Annotated in this window: 20 protein-coding genes and 1 other annotated feature; of the genes, 2 read left to right on the forward strand and 18 right to left on the reverse strand. The window is 36.0% G+C overall.

Features of this window, described 5'->3' with window-relative positions; genetic code table 11:
• Positions 1 to 13: 13 nt before the first annotated feature.
• From NSQ92_RS25715 to hemA, 4 genes are all read right to left on the reverse strand, one after another.
• Positions 14 to 778, reverse strand: coding sequence for a uroporphyrinogen-III synthase (locus tag NSQ92_RS25715; RefSeq protein WP_061798672.1), 765 nt, complete (start codon positions 776 to 778; stop codon positions 14 to 16).
• Positions 771 to 1,706: a hydroxymethylbilane synthase gene (gene hemC, locus NSQ92_RS25720; protein ID WP_061798674.1), complete on the reverse strand. Its 936-nt coding sequence runs from the start codon at positions 1,704 to 1,706 to the stop codon at positions 771 to 773. Before hemC ends, NSQ92_RS25715 begins: the two co-directional genes overlap by 8 nt.
• Before the next feature lie 38 nt (positions 1,707 to 1,744).
• Positions 1,745 to 2,569, reverse strand: a complete 825-nt coding sequence (locus NSQ92_RS25725; RefSeq protein ID WP_047943569.1) for a cytochrome C assembly family protein — start codon at positions 2,567 to 2,569, stop codon at positions 1,745 to 1,747.
• A gap of 205 nt (positions 2,570 to 2,774) precedes the next feature.
• Positions 2,775 to 4,124 carry a glutamyl-tRNA reductase gene (gene hemA, locus NSQ92_RS25730; RefSeq protein ID WP_047943568.1) on the reverse strand — a complete coding sequence of 450 codons (1,350 nt, stop codon included), beginning with the start codon at positions 4,122 to 4,124 and terminating at the stop codon, positions 2,775 to 2,777.
• 365 nt (positions 4,125 to 4,489) lie between these two features.
• On the opposite strand from hemA, the gene NSQ92_RS25735 reads away from it, so the two are divergent.
• Positions 4,490 to 4,978: a LiaI-LiaF-like domain-containing protein gene (locus NSQ92_RS25735; protein WP_341153325.1), complete on the forward strand. Its 489-nt coding sequence runs from the start codon at positions 4,490 to 4,492 to the stop codon at positions 4,976 to 4,978.
• A gap of 177 nt (positions 4,979 to 5,155) precedes the next feature.
• Here NSQ92_RS25735 and yihA read toward each other — a convergent pair whose 3' ends face one another.
• The 14 genes from yihA to NSQ92_RS25805 form a co-directional block, all read right to left on the reverse strand.
• Positions 5,156 to 5,743 carry a ribosome biogenesis GTP-binding protein YihA/YsxC gene (gene yihA, locus NSQ92_RS25740; RefSeq protein WP_047943566.1) on the reverse strand — a complete coding sequence of 196 codons (588 nt, stop codon included), beginning with the start codon at positions 5,741 to 5,743 and terminating at the stop codon, positions 5,156 to 5,158.
• On the reverse strand, positions 5,740 to 8,067 hold the full coding sequence (lon, locus tag NSQ92_RS25745) for an endopeptidase La (RefSeq protein WP_047943565.1): 2,328 nt from the start codon (positions 8,065 to 8,067) through the stop codon (positions 5,740 to 5,742). Before lon ends, yihA begins: the two co-directional genes overlap by 4 nt.
• Before the next feature lie 524 nt (positions 8,068 to 8,591).
• The gene (lonB, locus tag NSQ92_RS25750; RefSeq protein ID WP_047943564.1) at positions 8,592 to 10,265 is read right to left on the reverse strand and encodes an ATP-dependent protease LonB; all 1,674 of its coding nucleotides are present in this window, start codon (positions 10,263 to 10,265) and stop codon (positions 8,592 to 8,594) included.
• A gap of 396 nt (positions 10,266 to 10,661) precedes the next feature.
• Complete coding sequence (clpX, locus tag NSQ92_RS25755) at positions 10,662 to 11,927, reverse strand: ATP-dependent protease ATP-binding subunit ClpX (RefSeq protein WP_047943563.1); 1,266 nt, start codon at positions 11,925 to 11,927, stop codon at positions 10,662 to 10,664.
• A 363-nt stretch (positions 11,928 to 12,290) separates the two neighbouring features.
• A complete protein-coding gene (tig, locus tag NSQ92_RS25760) occupies positions 12,291 to 13,577 on the reverse strand; it encodes a trigger factor (protein ID WP_047943562.1) in 1,287 nt (428 codons plus the stop codon).
• Between the two features lie 215 nt (positions 13,578 to 13,792).
• Positions 13,793 to 14,815: a tetratricopeptide repeat protein gene (locus tag NSQ92_RS25765; protein WP_047943561.1), complete on the reverse strand. Its 1,023-nt coding sequence runs from the start codon at positions 14,813 to 14,815 to the stop codon at positions 13,793 to 13,795.
• A gap of 186 nt (positions 14,816 to 15,001) precedes the next feature.
• A complete protein-coding gene (gene leuD / locus NSQ92_RS25770) occupies positions 15,002 to 15,592 on the reverse strand; it encodes a 3-isopropylmalate dehydratase small subunit (protein ID WP_047943560.1) in 591 nt (196 codons plus the stop codon).
• Between the two features lie 14 nt (positions 15,593 to 15,606).
• Positions 15,607 to 17,019: a 3-isopropylmalate dehydratase large subunit gene (leuC, locus tag NSQ92_RS25775; RefSeq protein WP_341153326.1), complete on the reverse strand. Its 1,413-nt coding sequence runs from the start codon at positions 17,017 to 17,019 to the stop codon at positions 15,607 to 15,609.
• A 265-nt stretch (positions 17,020 to 17,284) separates the two neighbouring features.
• Positions 17,285 to 18,385, reverse strand: a complete 1,101-nt coding sequence (gene leuB / locus NSQ92_RS25780) for a 3-isopropylmalate dehydrogenase (protein WP_341153327.1) — start codon at positions 18,383 to 18,385, stop codon at positions 17,285 to 17,287.
• Positions 18,386 to 18,432: 47 nt separating this feature from the next.
• The gene (locus tag NSQ92_RS25785; RefSeq protein ID WP_047943557.1) at positions 18,433 to 19,968 is read right to left on the reverse strand and encodes a 2-isopropylmalate synthase; all 1,536 of its coding nucleotides are present in this window, start codon (positions 19,966 to 19,968) and stop codon (positions 18,433 to 18,435) included.
• Positions 19,955 to 20,977, reverse strand: coding sequence for a ketol-acid reductoisomerase (gene ilvC / locus NSQ92_RS25790; protein ID WP_061798688.1), 1,023 nt, complete (start codon positions 20,975 to 20,977; stop codon positions 19,955 to 19,957). The genes NSQ92_RS25785 and ilvC overlap by 14 nt, the downstream gene beginning before the upstream one ends.
• 48 nt (positions 20,978 to 21,025) lie before the next feature.
• Complete coding sequence (gene ilvN, locus NSQ92_RS25795) at positions 21,026 to 21,544, reverse strand: acetolactate synthase small subunit (RefSeq protein WP_047943555.1); 519 nt, start codon at positions 21,542 to 21,544, stop codon at positions 21,026 to 21,028.
• Positions 21,541 to 23,256, reverse strand: coding sequence for an acetolactate synthase large subunit (gene ilvB / locus NSQ92_RS25800; RefSeq protein ID WP_095258065.1), 1,716 nt, complete (start codon positions 23,254 to 23,256; stop codon positions 21,541 to 21,543). The genes ilvN and ilvB overlap by 4 nt, the downstream gene beginning before the upstream one ends.
• A 125-nt stretch (positions 23,257 to 23,381) precedes the next feature.
• Positions 23,382 to 23,635: a binding site (T-box leader), on the reverse strand.
• Between the two features lie 431 nt (positions 23,636 to 24,066).
• Entirely contained in the window at positions 24,067 to 24,258 is a 192-nt protein-coding gene (locus tag NSQ92_RS25805; RefSeq protein ID WP_047943553.1) for a YolD-like family protein, read from the reverse strand.
• A 531-nt stretch (positions 24,259 to 24,789) separates the two neighbouring features.
• Between NSQ92_RS25805 and NSQ92_RS25810 the strand changes: the two genes are divergently transcribed.
• Positions 24,790 to 25,185: a general stress protein gene (locus tag NSQ92_RS25810; RefSeq protein ID WP_047943552.1), complete on the forward strand. Its 396-nt coding sequence runs from the start codon at positions 24,790 to 24,792 to the stop codon at positions 25,183 to 25,185.
• The last annotated feature ends 346 nt before the right edge of the window (positions 25,186 to 25,531 follow it).

Genomic DNA, 25,531 nt, shown 5'->3' on the forward strand with positions numbered 1-25,531 from the left:
TCTTACCTCCAAATTATTTTGTTAAATACTGCACTAAATGTTCCAGAATACTATCAGTTGTATATGGTTTTGCTGTAATCGTTACATGCATCCCATAGCTGTGCAAAGTTTCTGTTGTGATTGGCCCAATGCTAATCACAATACACCTTTCCACCCTATCAATCAATTGATGTTTTTTGATGATTTGCATAAAATGATGGGCGGTGGAGGAACTGGTAAAAAGCAATACCTCTATATCATTCTTCTTTATTTCATCAACAAGCAGCTCTTCACTCTCTAGTGGGAAATACGTTTCATACAATATAGCTTCATCTACTTGTAAACATATTTTCTTTAATTGCTCTGCTAGAAATTCTCTTGATCTGTTTCCTTTTATAATTAAAACTCTCTGTTTTTTTTCCAGCACTGCTGCAAACTCTGTTGCAAACTGTTCAGCAACAAAATATGTCGGCATAAAATCTGCTTGATACCCATATTCCGCAATAGCAGCTGTCGTCTTTTCACCGATAACGGCTATTTGAGCAACAATGGTTAATTCTAATCTGTGCATTTCTTTAAAAAAAGCATCGACTCCATTACGGCTCGTAAAGACAAGCCAATCATATGCTTTATTTTTTAAAGAAGCAATTACTTCATCTGGAAGTTGCTTTTCTCGAAACGCGATTAATGGTACTTCAACTGGAATACCGCCTAAATCAATAATCTGCTTTGACAAGACACTCGCTTGTTTTTTTGATCGTGGGACGAGAATTTTTTTTCCAAGAAGCTGATTAGCCATCGATAATATTCTCCTCTTTCAATCGATCAATCAAGCCCTTTGCACCTTTGTCTGTTAAAATGGCTGCTGCTTGCTCCCCTACTTCTACTGGATTTTCCCCTGATACTTCTTCCTTATATATCTGTTTCCCATCAGGTGAAATAACTAATGCTGTTAATGACACTTCATTTTCTTTCACTTGTGCAAATCCTGCGATCGGAACTTGGCAGCCGCCTTCCATACGCTGTAAAAAGGCTCTTTCTGCATAAACAGTACGCGTCGTATCTTGGTTGGACAGCTTGCTTAGAAGTTCTAATACCTCTTTATCATCTTCACGGCATTCAATAGCAAGGGCACCTTGACCAACTGCCGGCAAGCAGACTTCAGGCTCTAAAAACTCTGTCACTACATCACTTGTCCATCCCATTCTCGCTAACCCAGCAGCAGCTAATATGATGGCATCATATTCTTCTGTTTCTAGCTTATTTAGACGGGTATCTATATTTCCGCGTATCCATTTGATTTCAAGGTCAGGACGAACTGCAAGTAATTGAGCACCTCTTCGCAAGCTGCTTGTCCCAATGACTGCCCCTTCTCTTAAATCTTTTAAAGAGATATGATTTTTACTAATCAAAGCATCTCGATAATCCTCACGCTCAGGAATACAGCCAATGGTTAATCCTTTTGGAAGCTCAGCCGGCATATCTTTCATACTGTGAACAGCAATATCAATTTCCTTATCCAGCATACTTTGCTCGATTTCTTTTACAAATAGCCCCTTTCCTCCAACCTTGGATAAAGTGACATCGAGCACAACATCTCCCTTTGTAACCACTTCCTTCACTTCAAATTCAAAAGAAGAATCTAATTTCTTCAGCTGATTAATTACCCAATTCGTCTGAGTAATGGCAAGCTTACTTTTCCTCGAACCAACAATTATTTTACGCATAAAAGTACCTCCAACATTTCCGTTATGTAGTCTTCCTTTTAATAATGAAAGGTGGAAAAATTACCTACTAACAAGAAATTAATTAACATAATTAAAAAACTAGCAATATTTAAGAGGGCAATATTTTTCCCCCTCATTTTTTGGGAAACTCGTAAATACAAAAAGCTGCTATAGACGAGTAACACAATAAAGGAGCTGATTATTTTCGGATCATACCAGAGAAAATCTGGTTTTTGAATAATGGCCCATTGCACCCCAAGAATTAAACCAATTAATAATAATGGTACACCAAACACACTTAATAAGTAAGATATATGTTCTAGTTTGGCTAAATCAGCGATCCGCATAACTCTCCTTCCCCATTTTTTCTGTTTCAATAAATCATATTGTATACAATAAAGAACAGAAAGAATAAAAGAGATCGTAAACATACCATAGGCTAAAAGGGCTGCTGTTACATGAATGAACAGTAACTCAGAAACAACCTGTTCCGCATGAGTTATCGCAGAATCGCGTGCAGGCGCAAAAGTATGTATTGCCATAACAATAAATCCGACAACATTAGTAAAAAACACAATAAAATCAATTTCCAACCACTTATTTATTACCAAAGAAAAGGTTACCAATACCCAAGAATAAAAGTATAGTCCTTCCATAATTGTGAGAATCGGAAACCTATTCATCTCCATTATATAGATAATTAGGAAAGATGATTGTAATATCCAGACAAATAAAAGTAACCAGAAAGCGACTCGATTTGCTCTCTGGTTATTATGCATAAAATCAAAAAAATATAATAGCACAGATAACGCATAAAGAATAATCGTGAATTCATGGAGCCTAGTCATAAAAATATCCTGCATCAACGCTTCCCCTTCGAACATAAAAGATCATAATACCAAGTTTTTTAACTTAATATAACTCTTATTTCTGTAACCCCATCTATATTTTAACCTAGGAAAAGGAAAGTGAAACTCTGCCCCGACAAAGTTTATTATCGGCTGATTAAAGGAAAGGAATCAAGTGCTTCATTCACACACAGGATAAGCCCTCCAATCATTATCACCATCACACTTGAATAGATGGCTGTGCAATTGGAGAAAATGCTTCTTTTTCTTCTTTCCTTCCTATATCGTTCACTTCTTTCGGTGCATCGGCTTCTAAATTAAAGATTTTCATAAATAGCTGCATCGATTGATCTGCATCAGGTTGAGCCGCTAATTCCTTCGCTTGAAGAATTGGATCTTTTAGCATTTGATTCACAATGCTCTTCGTATGCTTATTTAAAATCTTTCTTTCTCTTTCAGTAAGGTTAGGCAGTTTTCTATCTAGACTTTTCATTGTTTCACTTTGAATAGCAAGTGCCTTCTCACGAAGAGCAGAAATGACCGGCACCACCCCTAATAAGTGAAGCCATTGATTAAACTCGATAATTTCTGCCTCTATCATGATCATAATCTTTTCTGCTACTTTTTGTCGTTCTTGCAGATTTGCTTCTACAATTCCTTCCAAATCGTCAATATCATAAAGGAATACGCTATCTAACTCCGCGATTTCCGGATCTAAATCTCTTGGCACAGCAATATCAACCATGAATAGAGGATTTCCTTTACGAATTTTCTCCACAGCCTTCATCATTGCCTTTGTAATAACAAATGTATTGGATCCAGTTGAACTAATCACAATATCTGCATCTATTAATGCACATTGAAGTTCATTCATTGGTTTGGCCTGACCTTCGAAACGATGAGCAAGAACTTCCGCCTTCTCAAATGTGCGATTTATCACAGTTACGTTTTTTGCTCCATTGCTATACAGATTCTGAATAGCAAGCTCGCCCATCTTTCCTGCACCTAATATAAGGACATTCTTATTTAGCAAGGTCCCAAATATTTTTTTCGCCAATTCTACCGCAGCATAACTTACAGAGACAGCGTTCGCACCAATGTCTGTTTCTGTATGTGCTTTTTTCGCAAAGGTAATAGCTTGCTTAAATAACTGATTAAATACCGATCCAGTCGATTTAATGGATTGCGCTGTTAAGAAGCTAGTTCGTATCTGCCCTAAAATCTGTGTTTCTCCAACAACCATGGAATTTAAGCCACATGTCACTTGGAATAAATGGTTTAATGCACCATCTTGTTCATACACAAATAAATAAGGAACAAACTCTTCTTGTTCCAATTGAAACCACTCTGCTAAAAATTGTTTGATATAATAGCGACCAGTATGAAGCTGATCTACTACTGCATATATTTCCGTACGATTACATGTTGATATAATCACATTTTCTAAAATGCTTTTTTTATTTTGTAATTGATTCATAGCTTCCCCTATTTGCTCTGAATCAAATGTTAAACGTTCACGAATTTCTACTGGGGCCGTTTTAAAATTTAGTCCGACAGCTACTATATGCATTTCTTTATGACACCCCCAAAGTAAGTTAGTACCTAATTTTTCCTATCGAATATTTTTAAACCCTTTATATAAATGGATTAAATTATAATAATTATTAACATGTAGTTATTATAACAAAATCATTTCAAAAATGGGTAACAATTTGCCTATTAATTGTGAACAAATTGTGAATTCATATGGTAAGATATAGTATTGATAATAGAAAAAGAATTATACTTACGTTATTTACTATAATAGTTTGTACTTCTTTTGCAAAATTATCGTTATTTTATTCGTTTTTTTGTACAATATAGCACTTTACTCATTGTACAGTAACAAAAATCTTCTATGTATTCAAGCTTAGTTTTTTGGAAGTGGAGGAAATAATGAAAACACAAAAATGGTTCTCTGGTATCGTATTAATCGGTTTTGGAATTTATTTTATCTTAAAGGAATTTGATATTACTATTCTACCCAATCTGTATACTTGGCCAACCCTGTTAATTATCATTGGAATTGCTTTTCTTTTTCAAGGTTATGGGGGAAAGGATTATGGCGTCATTTTGCCAGGTGTGATTTTAACTGGCTTTGGTTTACACTTTCACTTAGTGAATAAACTTGCTATTTGGCCTGATCATACGGGCACTTTTATTCTGATTATCGCCCTTGGCTTTATTCTTCAAAATCATAAAACAGGTCATGGCTTATTAAATGGTCTTCTTTTTCTTTTGTTAGCTGTTCTTTTGCTCTTCTATCAAGAAATTCTTGGTTCGCTAACATTCTTAAAGATAAGTCCTCACACGTTAAATAATTTAATACCTATTTTATTCATTATCCTGGGGGGATATTATTTAATTTCGAAAAAGGGGAAATAAAGATGTTCATACATAGTGCAGGGTGTCTTTCAGGAAAACTCACTGCCTGATTTCCTCTTCGCTTTCCGCGGGTCGGAAGTTCTATAGGCTGGCTAATCAGGAAAATATTTCATTTATACACAAATATAAAAAGCGACTCACTTTTTCAACCTTACTAGCTGATGTGAGTCGCTTTTTTTATTTATTAGCTAAATGCTCTAGTAATGACCAAACTTTATCTTTTCCTTCTCCAGTTTCAGAAGAAAATAGGATAAGGTAATCATCTGCACTTAGTCCTAATGTTTCTTTTGTTACCTTTAAATGTTTTTGCCATTGAGATTTTGATATTTTATCGGCTTTTGTCGCAATTACCACACATGGAATCCCATAATGCTTTAAAAAGTCGTACATTAAAATATCATCAGCAGTTGGCGGATGGCGAAGATCCGTAATTAAAACTACTGCTTTTAATTGTTCTCTTGAGGTGAAATACGTTTCCAGCATTTTTCCCCATGCTTCTCGTTCCTTTTTCGAAACTTTTGCATATCCATAACCAGGTACATCTACAAAGTGCATGATTTCATTAATTAAGTAAAAATTTAATGTTTGTGTTTTCCCTGGTTTCGAGGAAATGCGAGCTAACGCTTTTCGCCCAAGCATGCGATTAATGAAAGAAGATTTACCAACATTCGATCTACCCGCTAAAGCAAACTCTGGCAGATTTCCTTCCGGATATTGATTGGGTTTTACGGCACTAATTACTATTTCTGCTTGATTTACTTTCAAAGATTTACACTTCCGTTCAACGCGTGTTTTAATACTTCATCTACATGTGAAACAAGGATAAAGTCTAGTTCTTCTCTTACACTTTCAGGAACATCATCGATATCCTTCGCATTATCTTTCGGGATAATAATTGTCTTTAATCCAGCACGATGAGCACCAAGAGATTTTTCCTTTAATCCTCCAATTGGAAGAACACGGCCTCTCAATGTTACCTCTCCCGTCATTCCAACCTCTTTCTTGATTGGCTTTCCAGAAAGAGCAGAAACAAGTGCGGTTACCATGGTGATTCCTGCAGATGGACCATCCTTTGGAACAGCACCTTCTGGAACATGAATATGAATATCATATTTCTCATGGAAATTCGCATCAATGCCCAGTTCTTCCGATTTAGAACGTATATAGCTGAATGCCGCTTGGGCAGATTCCTTCATTACATCCCCTAATTTTCCCGTCAAGACTAATTTACCTTTTCCCGGTGCCAAGGATACTTCAATTTGCAAAGTATCACCGCCAACTGTAGTATAGGCAAGGCCAGTTGCTACGCCAACTTGATCCTCTTCCTCTGCTTGACCATAATGAAAAATTGGCTTACCTAGGAAATCCTCCACATTTTTAGCTGTAATAACGACTTTTTTCTTCTCAGCTGTTACAATCATTCTTGCTGTTTTGCGGCAAATTGTAGCTAATTGTCTTTCTAAAGTACGTACTCCCGCTTCTCTAGTATAGAGACGAACAATTTTCTGGAATCCATCTTCTCTAATTTGAAGCTGTGCTTTCGATAATCCATGATCTTTAATTTGTTTAGGCAATAGATGATCTTTCGCAATATGAATTTTCTCGATTTCTGTATATCCAGCTATCGAGATAATTTCCATTCTATCACGTAATGGACCAGGAATGGTAGCTAAATTATTAGCTGTTGCGATAAACATAACTTTCGATAAATCATAAGTTTCTTCAATATAATGATCACTGAAGTTATGGTTTTGTTCTGGATCTAGTACTTCTAGCATGGCCGAAGAAGGATCACCGCGGAAATCATTAGACATTTTATCAATCTCATCTAATAAAAATACTGGATTAATGGTTTCTGCTTTTTTCATTCCTTGAATGATTCTTCCTGGCATCGCTCCAACGTAAGTTCGTCTATGCCCTCTAATTTCTGATTCATCACGCACACCACCTAAAGAGATGCGGACAAAGTTACGATTTAAAGAACGAGCTATCGAACGAGCAAGACTTGTTTTCCCCACTCCAGGAGGTCCTGCAAGACAAAGAATGGGTCCTTTCAAAGAATTTGTCAGCTTTTGTACAGCTAAATACTCCAATACCCTTTCTTTTACCTTTTCTAAGCCATGGTGATCGTCATTAAGGATTTTTTCTGCCTTAATAAGATCCAAGTCATCCTCTGTTGCATTGGTCCATGGTAATGCCAAGAGCCAGTCAATATAATTGCGGATGACAGAACTTTCTGCAGAGGTGGAAGGAATTTTTTCATAGCGATCTAATTCTTTTAATGCTGTTACCTTTACATGGTCTGGCATACCAGCCTCTTCAATTTTTTCAAGCAGTGTACTGACTTCGCCAGTTTTGCCATCTTTGTCGCCTAATTCTTTTTGAATGGCTTTCATTTGTTCGCGTAAATAGTATTCCTTTTGTGTTCTTTCCATTGATTTCTTTACGCGCTGACCTATTTTCTTCTCGAGGTTTAACACCTCTTTTTCGTTTTGAATAATGTCGATAACATAATTCATTCTCTGCTTATTATTTAAAGTTTCTAAAATTTGCTGTTTTTCTTTTAATTTAATCGGTAGATGGGAAGCAATGATATCAGCCATTCTTCCAGGCTCTTCCATATCGGAAACAGCTGCATATGTTTCATGCGATATTTTTTTAGAAATTTTTATGTATTGCTCAAAATATTGAAGCATTGTTCTCATTAATGCTTCATCTTCTACGTCTTTGGTAGTTTCTTCTTCAAACAAACGTAGACTTGCAGCAAAATAACCATCTTCCTCTATCAATTCTTCTAATTCTGCTCTTTGTACCCCTTCAACAAGAACTCTAATTGTTCCATTTGGCAGCTTTAACATTTGCTTTACCTTTGTTAAAGTTCCCATTTTATATAGATCCTCTTCTTCAGGTTCATCTATATCCATATCTTTTTGCATTGTAAGAAAAATTAAATGGTCTTCTACCATTGCTTTTTCGAGAGCTTGCACTGACTTATCACGACCAACATCTAAATGAAGCACCATCGTTGGATAAACCAGCAAACCTCGAAGCGGCAGGAGGGGGACTACTGTTTTTTTATTTTCCTCCATCACGTTGCACCTCCAGCTTTAAAAATCTCTTTCCTTATATCGCCTATTTCTAATCATTATTTACCACATAGGCTCCCTTTGCATTCTAATGCTTTGTACAATTCTATCTTATTTATGAAAATGTGTCTATTAACTAGGGTTATTAGACAAGCCGTAAAAATAGAACTACTTTTCTCCCTCGATTTTTTTGCTGATCCTTATGGATATGGCTCCTTAAAGAAAGCAGAAAGATAAAAAGAGAAGATTGCAATTAAAAACAAGCCTTCCTTATTTAAAATGGCTTATTTAGACGATTTCCATTCAAGAAAAAAGACTGTTTTTATGCTTATACATATATATTCAATTATATAATAATAATTGGATTTATGAAAATATAGCCTTCATTTAGAGGGATCTTTCTGCACGAAATACATATAAAGCTCGTTTAGATTATTTTCCGCAAAAAAAAAACGCCGACTAACTCTCCCTATACCGAATTAGCCGACCATGACAATGCTTTATTTAAGTAGCATTTTAGCTTAAAATTAGATACTATCTTTCTTTGATAATGCAATGGTGGAAGCTGGGATTGCTTCTTCTTTCCATTCTTCTTTAAGGAGCGCATTCTCCAACACTTCATTTAATGTTTGCACAGGTATAATGGTGATATCCTTTATTTCCTCTAATATCGCCTGCATATTTTCCTGCGGGATAATAACTTTTTGAACGCCCGCAGCTTTAGCAGCTTTCACCTTTGCAACAACTCCGCCAATAGGCTTCACTTTTCCGTGAATACTGATCTCACCAGTCATCGCTACTTGGCGATCAACAGGTTGCTTGTAGATCGCTGAATAAATCCCTGTAGCCATTGAAATGCCCGCAGAGGGTCCATCAATTGGTATACCGCCTGGAAAGTTTACATGGATATCAAATTGATCAGCGGGAACATCCATAGAACGTAAAACAGTAATGACATTTTCAATGGAACCCTTCGCCATACTTTTCCGTCTAATAGACTTGCCTTGTCCACCAATACTCTCTTCCTCGACAATTCCCGTAATATTTATGCTTCCTTTTCCATCTTTTGCTGGAATTACCGTTACTTCAATTTCCAACAGTGCCCCGATATTAGCACCATATACTGCTAGTCCATTAACCGCTCCAATAACGGAATGGTTATTAATTTTCCTTTCCATTCTTGGAGAAAGTTGACTAGAATGAATCACCCATTCTACTTCATCATCTTTTATAAAATCACGATTTTCTCCAATTGCTAGTCCAGCAGATATCTGGACCATATTAACAGCCTCTCTTCCATTTCTTGCATATTCAGAAAGTGTATCAAGGGCTTTCTCACTTATCCGCATCTTCACCTTATCAGCAGCTTTTTTGCCAATCTGAATCACTTCTTCTTTCGTTAATTCTCGAAAAAATACTTCCATACATCTTGAGCGAATTGCTGGAGGTATTTCGTTTGGCGTTCTTGTCGTTGCCCCTATTAACCGAAAATCAGCCGGAAGTCCATTTTTAAAAATATCATGTATATGAGAAGGAATTTGCGTATTCTCTTCATTGTAATAAGCACTTTCCAAAAAAACTTTTCTGTCTTCTAACACTTTTAGAAGCTTATTCATTTGTGTAGAATGTAATTCTCCGATTTCATCAATAAATAGAACACCACCATGTGCATTTGTAACAGCACCTTGTTTTGGCTGTGGGATTCCAGCTTGTCCCATGGCTCCAGCCCCTTGATAAATCGGATCGTGTACAGAACCGATTAATGGATCCGCTATCCCTCTTTCATCAAATCTAGCTGTCGTAGCATCTAATTCTACAAATACAGAGTTTGGTTTAAAGGGTGACTTCTGATTTTTCTTCGCTTCTTCTAATACAAGCCTAGCTGCCGCTGTTTTTCCAACCCCTGGTGGTCCATAAATAATGACATGTTGGGGATTGGGTCCACAGAGAGCGGCTCTTAAAGCTTTGATTCCATCTTCTTGTCCCACAATATCTGAGAAGCTTGTTGGACGTACTTTTTCAGAAAGAGGTTCCGTTAATGATATGGCGCGCATCTTTCTTAATTGATCCATTTCTTTTTTTGATTCCCGATCAATCGAAACTTTTTGGGTTCTCTGGCTTTTTAATAAATTCCAGAAATATAGTCCGATGATAATTCCAAAGAATAGTTGTACAAATAAAGCAATCTCCGCCCAACTCATAAAAAAATTACCTCCTGAAATCTTGTTGTTTTAAAACTTCGCACATGTATTAGCTCAAGTTTCCTTCAATGGTTAGCGATATGTATCTATCCCTACAGCTTGGATGGGAAGGAATTTTTTTTAGACTGAATGCCTGCAATTAATTCGGCAGTCATATCAGTCTATAAATAAATTCTTCCATAAATACTATATACAAATTGTGCCTTGTCTATAAAAAATAGTATCTCCTTCCCTTTGTTGGAATAAACAAGATTTCATGGAAAAAATATATAGGAACGATAAGATAATTGATGATTAGAAATTGAGTATGATCTTGGAGGAATTGTTGCATCCTTCAACTTTCACCAAAAAAAAGAACCAATGATAGATATCATTGATTCTTTCTTGTAACTGTTGTTAAGCTGAAGTTTTTGTTTCTTTATCCACCACTGTTCCATCTTCTAGAACAAGCTTAGGTGAAGCATTATCCGTTACTGTTTCTTTCGTAATGACGCATTTAACAATGTCTTCTCTTGAAGGCAGGTCAAACATTACATCCAACATAATGCCTTCGATAATAGAACGTAATCCGCGTGCACCTGTTTTTCTTTCAATTGCTTTTTTTGCAATTTCTTTCAGTGCTTCTTCTTCAAATTCTAATTCGACATCATCTAATTCCATCATTTTCTTAAATTGTTTTACTAATGCATTTTTTGGTTTTGTTAATATTTCCATTAATGCTTCTTCGTCTAATTGACCAAGACTAGCAATAACTGGAAGACGCCCAATAAATTCAGGTATTAACCCAAAACGTAATAAATCTTCTGGAAGTACTTTAGATAATAAATCTTTATCTTCTATTTCAGCTTGTTTACCATCAGAACCAAATCCAATTACTTTTTGACCTAGGCGTCTTTTAATGATTGGTTCAATGCCATCAAATGCTCCACCACAAATAAAGAGAATATTCGTTGTGTCAATTTGAATGAATTCTTGATGAGGATGCTTTCTGCCACCTTGGGGTGGAACACTTGCTACGGTACCCTCTAGAATTTTTAATAACGCTTGCTGAACCCCTTCACCGGAAACATCACGTGTAATAGAAGGATTTTCAGATTTACGTGCTACTTTATCAATTTCGTCGATATAAATAATACCCTTTTCTGCTTTTTCTACATCATAATCTGCAGACTGGATTAATTTCAAAAGAATATTCTCGACATCTTCTCCTACATATCCAGCTTCTGTTAGACTAGTTGCATCTGCAATAGCAAATGGTACATTTAATATTCTTGCCAATGTTTGGGCAAGAAGTGTTTTACCGCTACCAGTTGGTCCGATTAACGCAATATTACTTTTTGATAATTCTACATCATCAATTTTACTATTTGAGTTAATACGTTTGTAATGATTATACACTGCAACAGAAAGAGCCTTTTTCGCTTGATCCTGTCCAATTACATATTCGTTAAGAATATCGCGAATTTCTGCTGGCTTTGGTACATCTTTAAATTCTACTTCTTCTTCTGTCCCTAATTCTTCTTCTACGATTTCTGTACATAGTTCTATACATTCGTCACAAATGTATACACCAGGTCCAGCAACTAATTTACGAACTTGATCCTGTGTCTTTCCGCAGAATGAACATTTTAGCTGGCCCTTTTCGTCATTAAATTTAAACATGCCTTCACCCCTTAAAACTTCTTTTTGTATATTTTTACCGTTACGGATTATTATTTGTTCAGAAACAAATTTTACTTTTTTCAACAGTTATGTATTGAATTGTATCACATGATAGTAATGTACAGGAAATAATACAACTCGGATTTGCAGTTCTCTATCATCCAATAACGGTAAAATGGATATACTTCTTTAATCATAACCAGATTTCGCTTCTTTAAATCTGGAAAATTATCTCTTATTTGATTGTATTCTCCTGTACGGTTAGAGTAACTTATTTTATAGTTACCCATATTATATGTTATTTAACACTAATATAAAACTAAGGCACGAAATAGTCGCGCCTTAGTTTTTTACTTACTTCTATTATGCAACAGTTTTACTGTTTTCTACAAGGAAATCGATTGCTTTTCTCATTTTTATGTCCATTTGTAAGTTTTCAACGCCGCCTAGTGCTTGTTTAATAGCATCTACTGGCATATTGTACATTTGAGACATATTTTCAAGTTCAGCATTCACTTCTTCTTCTGTTACTTCGATGTTTTCTGCAGCGACGATTGCTTCAAGTGTTAAGTTTGAACGAACACGCTTCTCAGCGTCTTCTTTCATTTGATCTTTAAGTGCTGCTTCATCTTGTCCTGAGAATTGGAAGTATAGCTCAAGATTCATCCCTTGCATTTGTAAACGTTGTTCAAATTCACTCATCATGCGGTCAATTTCTGTATCAATCATTGCTGATGGAATATCCATTTTCGCATTTTCAGAAGCTTTTTCTACAACTGTATCACGAACTGTGTGCTCTGCTTGATGTTTTTTATCATTTTCTAAACGAGTTTTAATTTTTTCTTTTAATTCAGCTAATGTTTCTGCTTCTTCATCTACATCTTTAGCAAATTCATCATCTAATTCAGGAAGTTCTTTCCCTTTGATTTCGTGAACCGTTACTTTAAATGTAGCAGGCTTACCAGCTAAATCTTCAGCATGGTATTCTTCAGGGAATGTAACTTCAACTTCAGTTGATTCACCAGTTGCAACTCCCACTAATTTTTCTTCAAATCCAGGGATAAATTGACCTGAACCAAGTTCTAATGAGAAGTTCTCAGCAGTTCCACCTTCAAAAGCAACTCCATCTTGGAATCCTTCGAAGTCGATAACAACTGTATCTCCTAATTCAGCAGTTCCTTCTTCTTTTACTACTAATTCAGCTTGTTTTTCTTGCAATGCTTTAATTTCTGCTTCTACTTCTTCATCTGTAACTGTTGTTTCTACAGCAGGTACTTCTAACCCTTTGTATTCACCTAATGTTACTTCAGGTTTAACAGTAACAGTTGCTTTGAAAATTAAAGATTTTCCTTTTTCGATTTGTTCTACATCGATTTCAGGACGATCAACTGGCTCGATTCCAGTTTCATCAATTGCATTTGCATAAGCTTCTGGTAAAAGAATATCAATTGCATCTTGGTATAAAGACTCCACACCAAAGCGTTGTTCAAACATTCCACGTGGAATTCTACCTTTACGGAAACCTGGAATGTTTACTTGCTTAACTACTTTTTTAAATGCTAAATCTAAACCTTCGTTTAGTTTTTCTGCATCTAATTCAATTGTAAGAACACCGCGGTTCCCTTCTAAAACTTCCCATTTAGCTGACATACTATAAATTCCCTCCAACAATCTATTCTACTTTTTCATTACTTCTACTAATGTATAGATTAACTTCTTTATTCTTGTTTGGCTACTATTTCTATCGAAACAGAAAGAACCTCCTAATGGGAAAAAAGTTATCTAGTAAGAAATATGCATCTTCGCATTTTCTAAATGCAACCATTACATTATATCATAGGTTCTAGTTGTTTCAACATCCTTGCCTAAATATTAGGATAAGAAATTTGCTCCAACTGATAAATAAACGTTTTTGCTTGTTCAAATTCAGTCTCATCTAGTTCATATAATACAAATATTTCTTCCTCATCCTCTTGGCCAAAATATTGGTTTACAACTGCATGATAAGCCGCAGCCCATGTTTCATCCTTGTATTCTTCTAGTGCAAATGGGTAAAGTAAAAACATTTGTCGATCAATTAACATTTTAATATTTTCAAATAAAATAGGGTTATTACTTTCCACATAATCAACAAGAATAGTAATAATTTTCTTATATTGTTCCTGTTCCTTCATATCCTTTAGTGCTGTTGGTTGTATGACAATCTTTCGGTCAAACTTCTGAATTTCTATTTCTTTTTCATATTCTTGCTCTCTTAAAATATTGATTAGCATCGTTTTTAAAAAAGGATTTTTCTCCATATCAAGAAGATACTGCTTTACTTCTTCTATATATGCACGAATATTTTGGCTGGACATTTTAGCTATTTGCAGCATTTCTTCCTGTGGATCACCTAAGTTCATTAAGCTATTATTTATGTCTTCAGATTCCTCTTCTCGATAATCATCTGTTTGCGACTGGGATGCAGACTCAGCCATTTTTCTACTAAATAAAAGCATTTTAGAGAAATGCTCTATTTTATTTGCTGGGATTTGGTGTTCTTCTAACAAACCTTCAATCGTAGTAACTATTTCTTCATATTCATGTAACTGGACCAGAATCATAATATACAATTCAAGTACATGAATATAGTCCCCGTCATCTTGTTTCAGTGTTTCTTTCGCTAGATGTTTTGCCTGTTCCAACAATCCTAATTCATAGTAAGCGAGAATGAGTCCAATGTTTATGTCACGATGAAATGGATTTCGCTCTTTTGCTTCTTCTAAAAATAAAATAGCCTCTTTGAATTGCTTTTCTTGAATTGCATCTAGTCCTTTTTGCAATAACCGTTTATCTAAATCGGGAAAAAAAACAACGTTATCCTTTTTTTCCTGCTCCCGTTTCTTCATTCTTTTAACCGCCTATACATATTCTATTTGTTGCTAGTGTAGCTTTTTTTTCTCTCAGATGCAACTTGACTCTTCCATAATGTGGTTGCAGTAATTTTTTCAATCTACAAATAACCATAAAGCAAAAGGAAAGACCCTTAGAAAATAATAATGTGATCTCCTAAGGGTCCTATCTATTTCATTCGATTACTTTGAAATGGTTTTATTTTCGTATTCTGCTATTTTATCACTATATTGAAGGGTGATTTCGATTTCATCCCAGCCGTTAATCAACATTTTTTTCCAATATGGATGAATAGAAAATGATGTGGAGAACCCTTGGTCATCCTCTACCGTTTCATCTTCAAGATTTATATCAAGAAAATAGGGTTGACTTTGGGCAGCTTTTAAAAGATATTCTACTTCGTCTGTCTGCAATTGAATAGGAAGCATCCCATTTTTCAAACAGTTTTGATAAAAGATATCTGCAAAAGAGGGAGCAATAACAACGGAAAAGCCAAAATCCTGCAATGCCCATGGTGCATGCTCTCTTGACGATCCACATCCAAAGTTTTTATTCGCAATTAAAATAGAGGCTCCTTGATTTTCAGGTTGATTCAGTTCAAATTCAGGATTCGGTTCGCCATTTTTCAAATAGCGCCAATCAAAAAACGCAAATCTACCAAATCCAGTCTTTTCGATACGCTTCAAAAATTGTTTAGGGATAATTTGATCTGTATCCACATTTACTCGATCCATTGCTACTGCTTTATCATAAAGCTTCTTAAAACCACTCATAAGAGACTCCTCCTTTACACTGTTGCTTGTAATTCTGCATTCATTTTGCGAATATCAACAAATCGCCCATTTAACGCTGCTACTGCTGCCATTGCGGGACTGACTAAATGGGTTCTAGCACCAGCTCCTTGTCTTCCCTCAAAATTACGATTAGAAGTGGAAGCACAATGCTCACCGCTTGGAACTACATCGTTATTCATGCTTAAGCACATACTGCATCCTGCATCCCGCCACTCAAACCCTGCTTCAACAAACAGTTTATCTAGGCCTTCTGCTTCTGCCTGTTTTTTAACTTGCTGTGAACCTGGTACAACTAGTGCTCTTACTCCTGGAAAAACTTTTTGTCCTTTAACCACCGATGCAGCTTGTCTTAAATCTTCTATTCTTGAATTCGTACAAGAACCAATAAACACATGCTGTATCTCGATATCGGTGATCGCCATTCCTTCTTTTAGACCCATATATTGAAGGGCACTATGTAAAGCGCGGCGATCCGTTTCCTCTTGGTAAGAATCTGCTGTTGGAATCTTTTCGTCTACTTTAGCAGTCATAGATGGATTGGTACCCCAGCTTACCATTGGCGCAATATCATTGCCATCAATCGTGATAACTTTATCATAAATAGCATCCTCATCTGAAGCTAAATTACGCCATTCTTGTACTGCTTCCTCCCAATTTTTTGGCGCGTGTTTTCTACCTTTTAAATAGGCAAAAGTCGTTTCATCTGGACAAATTAAGCCTGCACGCGCTCCGCCCTCAATAGACATATTACATATAGTCATTCTTTCTTCCATCGATAAATTGCGAATTACTTCCCCTGTATATTCAATAACGTGACCAGTTCCAAAGTTGACTCCATGCTTAGAAAGCACATAAAGAATAACATCTTTCGCATTTACACCAAATACTAGCTTTCCATTGACCTCTACTTTTAATGTTTTTGGTCTTGTCTGCCATAACGTTTGCGTGGCGAGTACATGTTCTACCTCACTTGTGCCTATTCCAAATGCTAGCGCCCCAAACGCACCATGTGTTGATGTATGACTATCCCCACAGACGATTGTTTTACCTGGCTGTGTTAATCCAAGTTCCGGACCAATCACATGAACAATCCCTTGCTCCGGACTTTGCAGACCAGCTAATGGGATATCAAATTCTAAACAGTTCTTTTCTAATGTCGTCATTTGATTTAAGGCAACTTCGTCATCTATCTTAAAACGGTTAATCGTTGGCACATTATGATCCATTGTGGCAAACGTTCGGTCTGGCCTTCTCACTTTGCGATTTTTCATTCTTAATCCGGAAAATGCTTGTGGTGAGGTTACTTCATGGACAAGATGCAAATCAATATATAATAAATCCGGTTTTCCCTCTTCTCTATGTACTACATGTTTTTCCCAAATTTTATCGATAATGGATTTTCCCATTACTTTACCCTCCAATCCATATTTTTTCCCTGTTGTTGATTAAAGGGCTGTCAAAGTATTCTTTTGACAAGCCCTTTAACATTCTATTTCTCTCTAATATTAGTCCCTTATCCAATCACTGCCACTTTTGACGAACTGTGTTTTTTTATATGCCTGTTGTGCAGTTTTCACATAAATATGAGCTGTTCTCAAGGTGGTTTTCTATTTTTTTCAGCTAACTTGTTATCAGCCAAACTCATAATCCCACAGCATAACAGCAGCCTTTTTATATAACTTGTGTCACTTTAACAAGCTGATGAATTTCTTTCTCTACTGCTTCCACCATCGCAGTTGTCGAAACAATTTTACAATTCGGTGAAAGTATATCTCTTGTTCTATAACCTTGATTTAGAACATTATTTACCGCCTCTTCTATAATCGCAGCTTCTTTCTCCATTTGAAAAGATAATCGCAGCATCATACTTACAGATAAAATTGTCGCAAGGGGATTAGCGATATTTTCTCCGGCAATATCTGGAGCAGATCCGTGGATCGGTTCATAAAGATATGGTCCATCTGCTGACATGCTGCTAGATGCCAGCATTCCTAATGACCCTGTTAAAACAGATGCTTCATCGCTTAAGATATCGCCAAACATATTTTCTGTGACAATCACATCAAATTGTTTTGGATTTCGAACAAGCTGCATTGCTGCATTATCTACAAGCATATGTTCAAGCATAACATCTGGATATTTTTCCGCTATTTTGCTTGCGATTTCCCGCCATACTCTACTAGTCTCTAAAACATTTGCTTTATCAACAGATGTAACTTTTTTTGAACGCGTTTTAGCAATTTCAATTGCTTTCTCGATAACTCGCTCGATTTCTTCATTTTTGTATAATAGTGTATCTACAGCACCAGGTTTCCCATCGATAGTCGTTCGTTCGCTTGGCTTTCCAAAATAGATGCCGCCTGTCAATTCGCGGACAACAACCAAATCTACTCCTTCAATAATATCTGCTTTAAGGGGAGATGCTTCCGCCAAGCTTTCATAACAGGTTGTTGGACGAATATTTGCAAATAAGTTCAATTCTTTTCTTATTTTTAATAATCCTTGTTCTGGACGTTTTTCAACAGGAAGCGCATCCCATTTCGGTCCCCCTACTGCCCCTAAAAGAATTGCATCACTATTTTTACAAATGGCAATCGTCTCATTAGGCAATGGCGTACCTGTTTTATCTGTCGCGCATCCACCAATATCTGCGAATGTAATTTCAAACTGATGACTAAATAATGTCTCTATTGTTTGCAAAATCTTTATAGCGCCTGCTACTATTTCAGGTCCAATTCCATCACCTGGCAATACGGCGATTCTTTTTTTCATTTCTACTCGCTCCCTATATCAAACCTTGATGTTTTAGCCACGGAAACCTACACCTTTTCAAGAAATTGTTCTTTGGCAAGAATCCCTCTATTAATCGCATTTATATAGGCCTTTGCAGATGCTATTAATACATCTTGGTCTAAACCTCTTCCAGTACTTTCTTTTTCGTCATATTGAACTCTGACAAATACTTGAGCTAACGCATCTCTGCCAGCACCCAGTGACTGAATACGATAATCTTCCAATTGCACTTGGCCAGATATAGACATTTCCAATGTGTTATATAATGCTTCAACACTTCCAGAACCAGTGCCATGTTGAATAATCAGTTCATTTTTCGGACCGGAAATTTTCACTGTTGCATCTGCTTCATTATCATTTTTATGTTGAACCTTTACGTCCACTAACTCATAATATTTCTCTTCTTTAGCCAGCTTTTTCTCTAATACAATAGCAATAATGTCTTCATCAGAAATTTCTTTTTTATGGTCTGCTAAATCCTTGAATGCCATAAAAAGATCTTTCACATCTTCCTCATTCACTCCCAGCCCTAGTTCATTCAGCTTTGTTTTGAATGCATGGCTGCCTGAATGTTTCCCAAGAACCATATTATTGTTATTTACATTGCCTACAAGCTCCGGAGAAATAATTTCATAAGTCGTTTTCTCCTTAAGAACACCATCCTGATGAATACCAGATTCGTGAGCAAAAGCATTGCGACCAACAATTGCTTTATTTCCAGGAACTAGCATACCGGTTAATTCACTAACAAGTCCGCTTGTTCTACTAATTTCTTTTAAATTAATTCTTGTCTTTTCTTGATAATGATCATTTCTAATATGAAGCGCTACCACAATTTCCTCCATAGAAGCATTGCCAGCACGCTCTCCGATACCATTAATCGTACATTCTACTTGTGTTGCCCCATTTTCGATAGCTGCCAATGAGTTTGCTGTTGCCATCCCTAAATCATCATGACAATGAGTAGAGAGAGAAACTTTGTCAATAGACGGCACATTATTTTTTAAATATTGAAAAACTTCTCCATATTCGTTGGGTGTTATATAGCCTACTGTGTCTGGAATATTAATAATCCGCGCTCCTGCTTGAATAACTTCTTCTATTATTTCTGCTAAAAAAGGCAATTCTGTCCGACATGCATCCTCTGCACTCCATTGAATAACTGGGAATCTTTCGGCTGCATACTTTACAGCTGAAACCGCTCTTTCAATCACTTGCTCTTTCGAAAGTTTTAGCTTATATTCCCGATGGATGGGACTTGTTGCTAAAAATATATGAATTCTCGGTTCTGCTCCGTCTTTTAATGCTTCCCAAGCAGCATCGATATCGGATGTTACTGCTCTTGCTAGACCAGTAACAGAGCTATTTTTAATAGTGCGTGAAATTTGTTGAACAGATTGAAAATCACCTTTAGAGGCAGCAGGAAAGCCTGCCTCTATAATATCTACATTCAATTTTTCTAACTGTTCAGCAATAACTAGCTTCTCAGCCAAATTTAAATTTACGCCGGGAGATTGTTCCCCATCTCTCAATGTCGTATCAAATATCTTAATTTTTGCCACTACCAACCACTTCTTTCTTTCGCGAGCTTTTAACAAATGGCATCATTGCACGCAATTCTTTCCCAACCTTCTCGATTAGATGCTCGCTCTCTCTATCATTAATTGCGTTGAATACTGGTCTATTCGCTTGATTTTCAAGAATCCATCCTTTTGCAAATTTTCCTTCTTGAATATCTGTAAGGACAGCTTTCATTTCTTTTTTCACCTCATCTGTAACAATACGTGGTCCTGTTACAAAATCGCCCCACTGTGCTGTATCGGAAATAGAATATCTCATTCCCGCCATTCCATCTTCATACATCAAGTCAACAATTAATTTCAACTCATGTAAACATTCAAAATATGCTAATTCTGGTTGATATCCAGCTTCTACTAATGTTTCAAAGCCTGCTTTTACTAGTGCTGTCAGCCCTCCACATAAAACCGCTTGTTCACCAAAAAGATCTGTTTCTGTTTCTTCTTTGAACGTTGTTTCCAGCGCACCTGCACGTAATGCCCCAATCGCTTTTGCGTAAGCAAGTGCAAGCTCTCTCGCCTCACCAGTTACATCTTGATAGATTGCAAATAATGCTGGAACTCCTGCTTCTTGTTCATATGTTCTTCTTACTAGGTGACCTGGACCTTTAGGAGCAACTAATAGTACATCACTCTCACTTGGTGGGACAATTTGATTAAAATGAATATTAAATCCATGGGCAAACATTAAAGCTTGATTTGTTAAGTTAGGTTTAATTTCTTCATTATATACTTTTGTTTGTAATTCATCTGGAAGCAAAATCATCACAATATCAGCCTTAGCTGTTGCTTCTCCAACTGGGAATACGTCAAATCCGTCTTCCACTGCTTTATTCCATGAATTCCCTTTTCTTAACCCGATGATTACTGAAACACCACTATCCTTCATATTTAGAGCATGTGCGTGGCCTTGTGATCCATAACCAATCACTGCAACTGTTTTCCCGTTAAAATATCCTAAATTTGCGTCTCCGTTATAATACATTTTTGCCATAATTAATCTCCCTTTCGTCTGTAAAATTAGATTTATTTAATATTAGAATTAAACGATAGAATAGTTACTTTTATGAGCTGCTATTTTTTGAGAGCCACGAGGGAAGGCGGTTGTGCCTGTTCTAGCCAATTCTTTAATCCCATATGGTCTAAGCAGTTCAATAAAAGCTTCAATTTTAGATGATTCTCCTGTAATTTGAATAACGAGACTTTCTTTACTTACATCGATTACAGAAGCTCTAAATGGTTCAATTACAGAATATAATTCATGCCTTGTCTGCGGTGTTGCAAGTACTTTAATTAAAGCTAGCTCTCTTTGGACAATTGCTTGATCGGTGATATCCACCACTTTCAAAATATCAATCTGCTTATTTAGCTGTTTTGTGATTTGTTCAATGATGCCATCACTCTCAACATGCACCACACAAGTAATCCTTGAAATTCCTTCATGCTCCGTATGCCCTACCGATATACTTTCAATGTTGTAGTTTCGTTTTGAAAAAAGATTAGTAATTCGGTTTAACACACCAGATTTATTCATAACAGTTAGGCTAATTATTTTCTTCATGGCTTCATCCCTACCATTTCGTGTAATCCTTTACCTGGTGCAATCATTGGATAGACATTCTCATCTGGATCAATACGGAAATCCAATAATACGGGTTCTCTTATCGCTAACACTTCATCTAGAATATTAGCAGCTTCATCAACTGATGAGATCTGATATCCCTTTATTCCATATGCTTCTGCTAAAGCAACGAACGACGGTTGATAAGATTCTTTACTATGTGAAAAACGAGATTCATAGAAAATTTCTTGCCACTGTCTTACCATACCCAATGCCCGATTATTAAAGATAATAATCTTGATTGGCAAATTCAATTCTCTTATTAAGGCAAGCTCTTGACTGCACATTTGGAAGCCGCCATCCCCGCTGATTGCAAGCACTGTTGCTTTTGGATCTGCTAATTGCGCTCCAATACTGGATGGAAGACCAAATCCCATTGTTCCTAAACCTCCAGATGTTACCCATCGATTGGATTCTTTAAAATGATAGTATTGCGCTGCCCACATCTGATGCTGTCCAACATCTGTTGTAACAATCGCTTCCCCTTTTGTTTTTTCAAAGAGCATCTCCAATACTTGCTGCGGTTTTAGAAGATCGGATTCTTTGTAATAATATGGATACTCATTTTTCCAATTTTCAATCTTTTCTAACCATTCTTTATGGTCTGATTGCAAGCCTTTTTGCTTTATTAACATAGTTAATGCTTCTTTCGCATCTGCAACAATTGGAATTTTCGTTGGGATAATTTTGCCGATTTCTGCTGGATCAATATCGATATGGGCTTTAATAGCATTTGGTGCAAAATGAACTAGATTTCCTGTTAATCGATCATCAAATCTTGCTCCAACATTGATTAACAAATCTGCCTCATATAAGGCCATATTAGCGGCATAACACCCATGCATTCCTCCCATCCCAACAAACAACTTATTATCAGCTGGGAAACCGCCTAATCCAAGAAGCGTGTGTACAACTGGAATTTGTTGTTGTTCTGCGTATTCCAGTAATTCTGCACTCGCTTTTGCAAAATTGACACCAGCACCTGCCAAAATTACTGGTTTTTTTGCAGCACTTACAGCTTCAGTTAATTTTCGAATCTGCAAGTAATTCGGCTGTGTCTTTGGCTGATAACCAGGAAGCTCAATATCCTGTTCAGCAGGAACATCCGAAATGGTTGCAGCAATATCCTTTGGAATATCAATTAATACAGGACCAGGTCTTCCACTTGTCGCTATATAGAACGCCTCTTTAATGATTCGTGGAATATCTTCAAGGTTACGAACCTGACAATTATATTTTGTTATTGGGGTAGTGATCCCTAAAATGTCTGCTTCTTGAAAAGCATCTGTACCAATCACCCCTGTTGCTACCTGGCCTGTAAAGACAACTAGCGGTAATGAATCCATCATCGCATCGGCAAGCCCTGTTACAATATTAGTTGCCCCTGGACCTGATGTCGCAATGACTACTCCTGGTTTACCGGAAATTCTCGCATACCCTTCTGCTGCATGAATACCGCCTTGCTCATGTCTAGGTAGAACATGAAATATTTTCGAATCGTAGATCCTATCATAAATTGGTAAGACAGCTCCCCCTGGGTATCCGAAAATAAATTCTACATTTTCTTTCTCCAAAGCCTGCAATAAGAGATCAGCACCAGTTAACGGTTTCACTTGGGCCTTTGTATTTTCAAAGGCAGTCTCCTGTAACATTTGTATAACCTCCCTAAAATACTTTCCTTTTACTTCTTACTACTTTACATAAATACTACCAAGAAAGGCTTTGCTAATAAAAAAACCTTCCCACCTCCAATGATTACTAATGGTTTTTTAGTAAACAAAGGGGTGAAAAGGCATTTCCTTTCCACGGTACCACCCTCATTCATACACTAACGGATAAGTGTATGCACTTTATGAACGGTTCGTTCTCTTTTGATAACGAGTGGAAACACTCGGTTAGCTCTAATAGGGAGACCTTTCAAGCTAACACTCTGAGGTGAGTTCATTAACTATTGGTTCACCGATTTACACCAACCACCGGCTCTCTTTGGAATCCAAATAGAAAACTACTTATCCTCTTCATCGAATTACTATATTTACTATGTTAAACAAAGTCAGTTTGTCATGTTGTCTTTTGGATGTTTTTACAAGTTAAACATCTTGTGTTTTTCATTTATTGAGGTTATCTTACGCTGAATTTAAACAAGAGTCAACACCATTTTTGAGAATTATTTGATTATTTAAACAACAATCCACTAATCAGGAAACGCTTACATTATTGGTCTATAAAGAATGCCTGTACTTTTTAATCGTTCAAAAAATTTTTTAAAATTCTTTTTTTACTGAAAATATATCTACTTTCTTACATTTTCATTTTCCTATGGTGCTCATTATAATAAAATAATTCTTTCTTTTAAAGAAAAGTGTTAAAAAATCTAACATGGTATTTTCATTATGGAACCTTCTCCCTAAAAAAAGAAATGCAATCGTTCCCGAAGAAAGCGATTGCATTAGTGGGGTAAATTAAGATACAGCACAAATATCTTGAATCCACGATAAGCGGATTTGATACGTATTTTCTTTGTCATCTTTTAAATCAATCGTTTGATCGATGAGATTTAACTTCTGAACCTGTCCTTTAATTGTTTCTAATAATCCATTCTTATAATAGTTAATGACTATAAGCCTACTTCTTCCTAATTCCTTGAGAATCATGGTGCATATCTCCTTCTACATTTTTTATATTAATGTTCATCTATTCACATTATTTCATTTCTTGTTTATTTAACTTAAATCTATTATACACAATAATAGTAAGCGTTTTCAAGTAATTTACGTGATTTTCTGAACATTATTTTTCTTACTTCCATTATTACCTATTTTATTTCTCTTTATACCTTTGCAGGTAATTTCATCATCCTCTTTCCTGGAAATTTGTATCCTGAAGGGATTGGAAATTAAGCGCGAACAAACACTTAAATAGGAAAGAGCTATATCTTTTCAACTCTTACATTGTTTGTTAAAAAAGATAACTAATAAAGAGCTTATAAAAGGATTTAATAAAGGATATTTCTCCATCATTATTCTAAAATAAGATAGAAGTATTTTCTTTCCATTTGAAAAACTAACTTGTCAACAATAATAAAAAGGAATATTTTTTGCCAAAGATATTTACCGTTTATTCTTTTCATAAGTGGGAATATATACTATATGCAAGAATTAATTGTTTAAAGGAGGAATAGGTATATGACAAAAAGTATTGTAGGTATATATGATTCTCCTGAAGCTACAGTAAATGCTATTGAGGAACTACTCTCTAAAGGGTATTCACCAAATCATATTTCCGTTATTACAAGAAGTGAACAAACTGCATTAATCGAGCAAGAGACTAATGTAGACACTGCAAGTGGAATTGATGAAGTAGAACCCACATCTTTTTTAGATCGGTTAAAGACTTTCTTTTCCGATACTGATACAGAGCCATATGAAAAAGAGTTACAAGAAGGGAAATACATTGTTCTTCTTGATAATGACGCCGAATCAGAAGAAGAGAAGCTAAATAAATTAAACTTCGATAATAATGAAGTAGAAGTTATGCCATCTCAAACGATGAATACAACAGTAGAACGCAAAAAAGTATAAATAGAAAAAGAGGGTGGACTAAACCCTCTTTTTTTTGAGATTAAATTCACCTCTAACTTATTCCGTTATAGTCAAGCCTCTAATTATAAAAAAGTCAATGCTCCGTTCCAAAGGATTTCGTTATCTACTTTATTTTAAGAAAAGTAGACCAGGAAGTAATTTCTTTTAATTAGGTGAAATTTATTCTTCTTGTACATAAAAATCCTTCAGTTACATTTAAAACTGGAGGTTATTTCAAGCACATTTAAAAATGCTTGGATAATAGAAAAAAGGATTCTGAATCGATGACCGAAGTCATGACAGAATCCTTAATTGGTACGTCCCAGGAGAGATTCGAACTCCCGAC

The organism is Niallia sp. FSL M8-0099 (assembly GCF_038006945.1).
Lineage (GTDB): Bacteria > Bacillota > Bacilli > Bacillales > Cytobacillaceae > Niallia > Niallia circulans.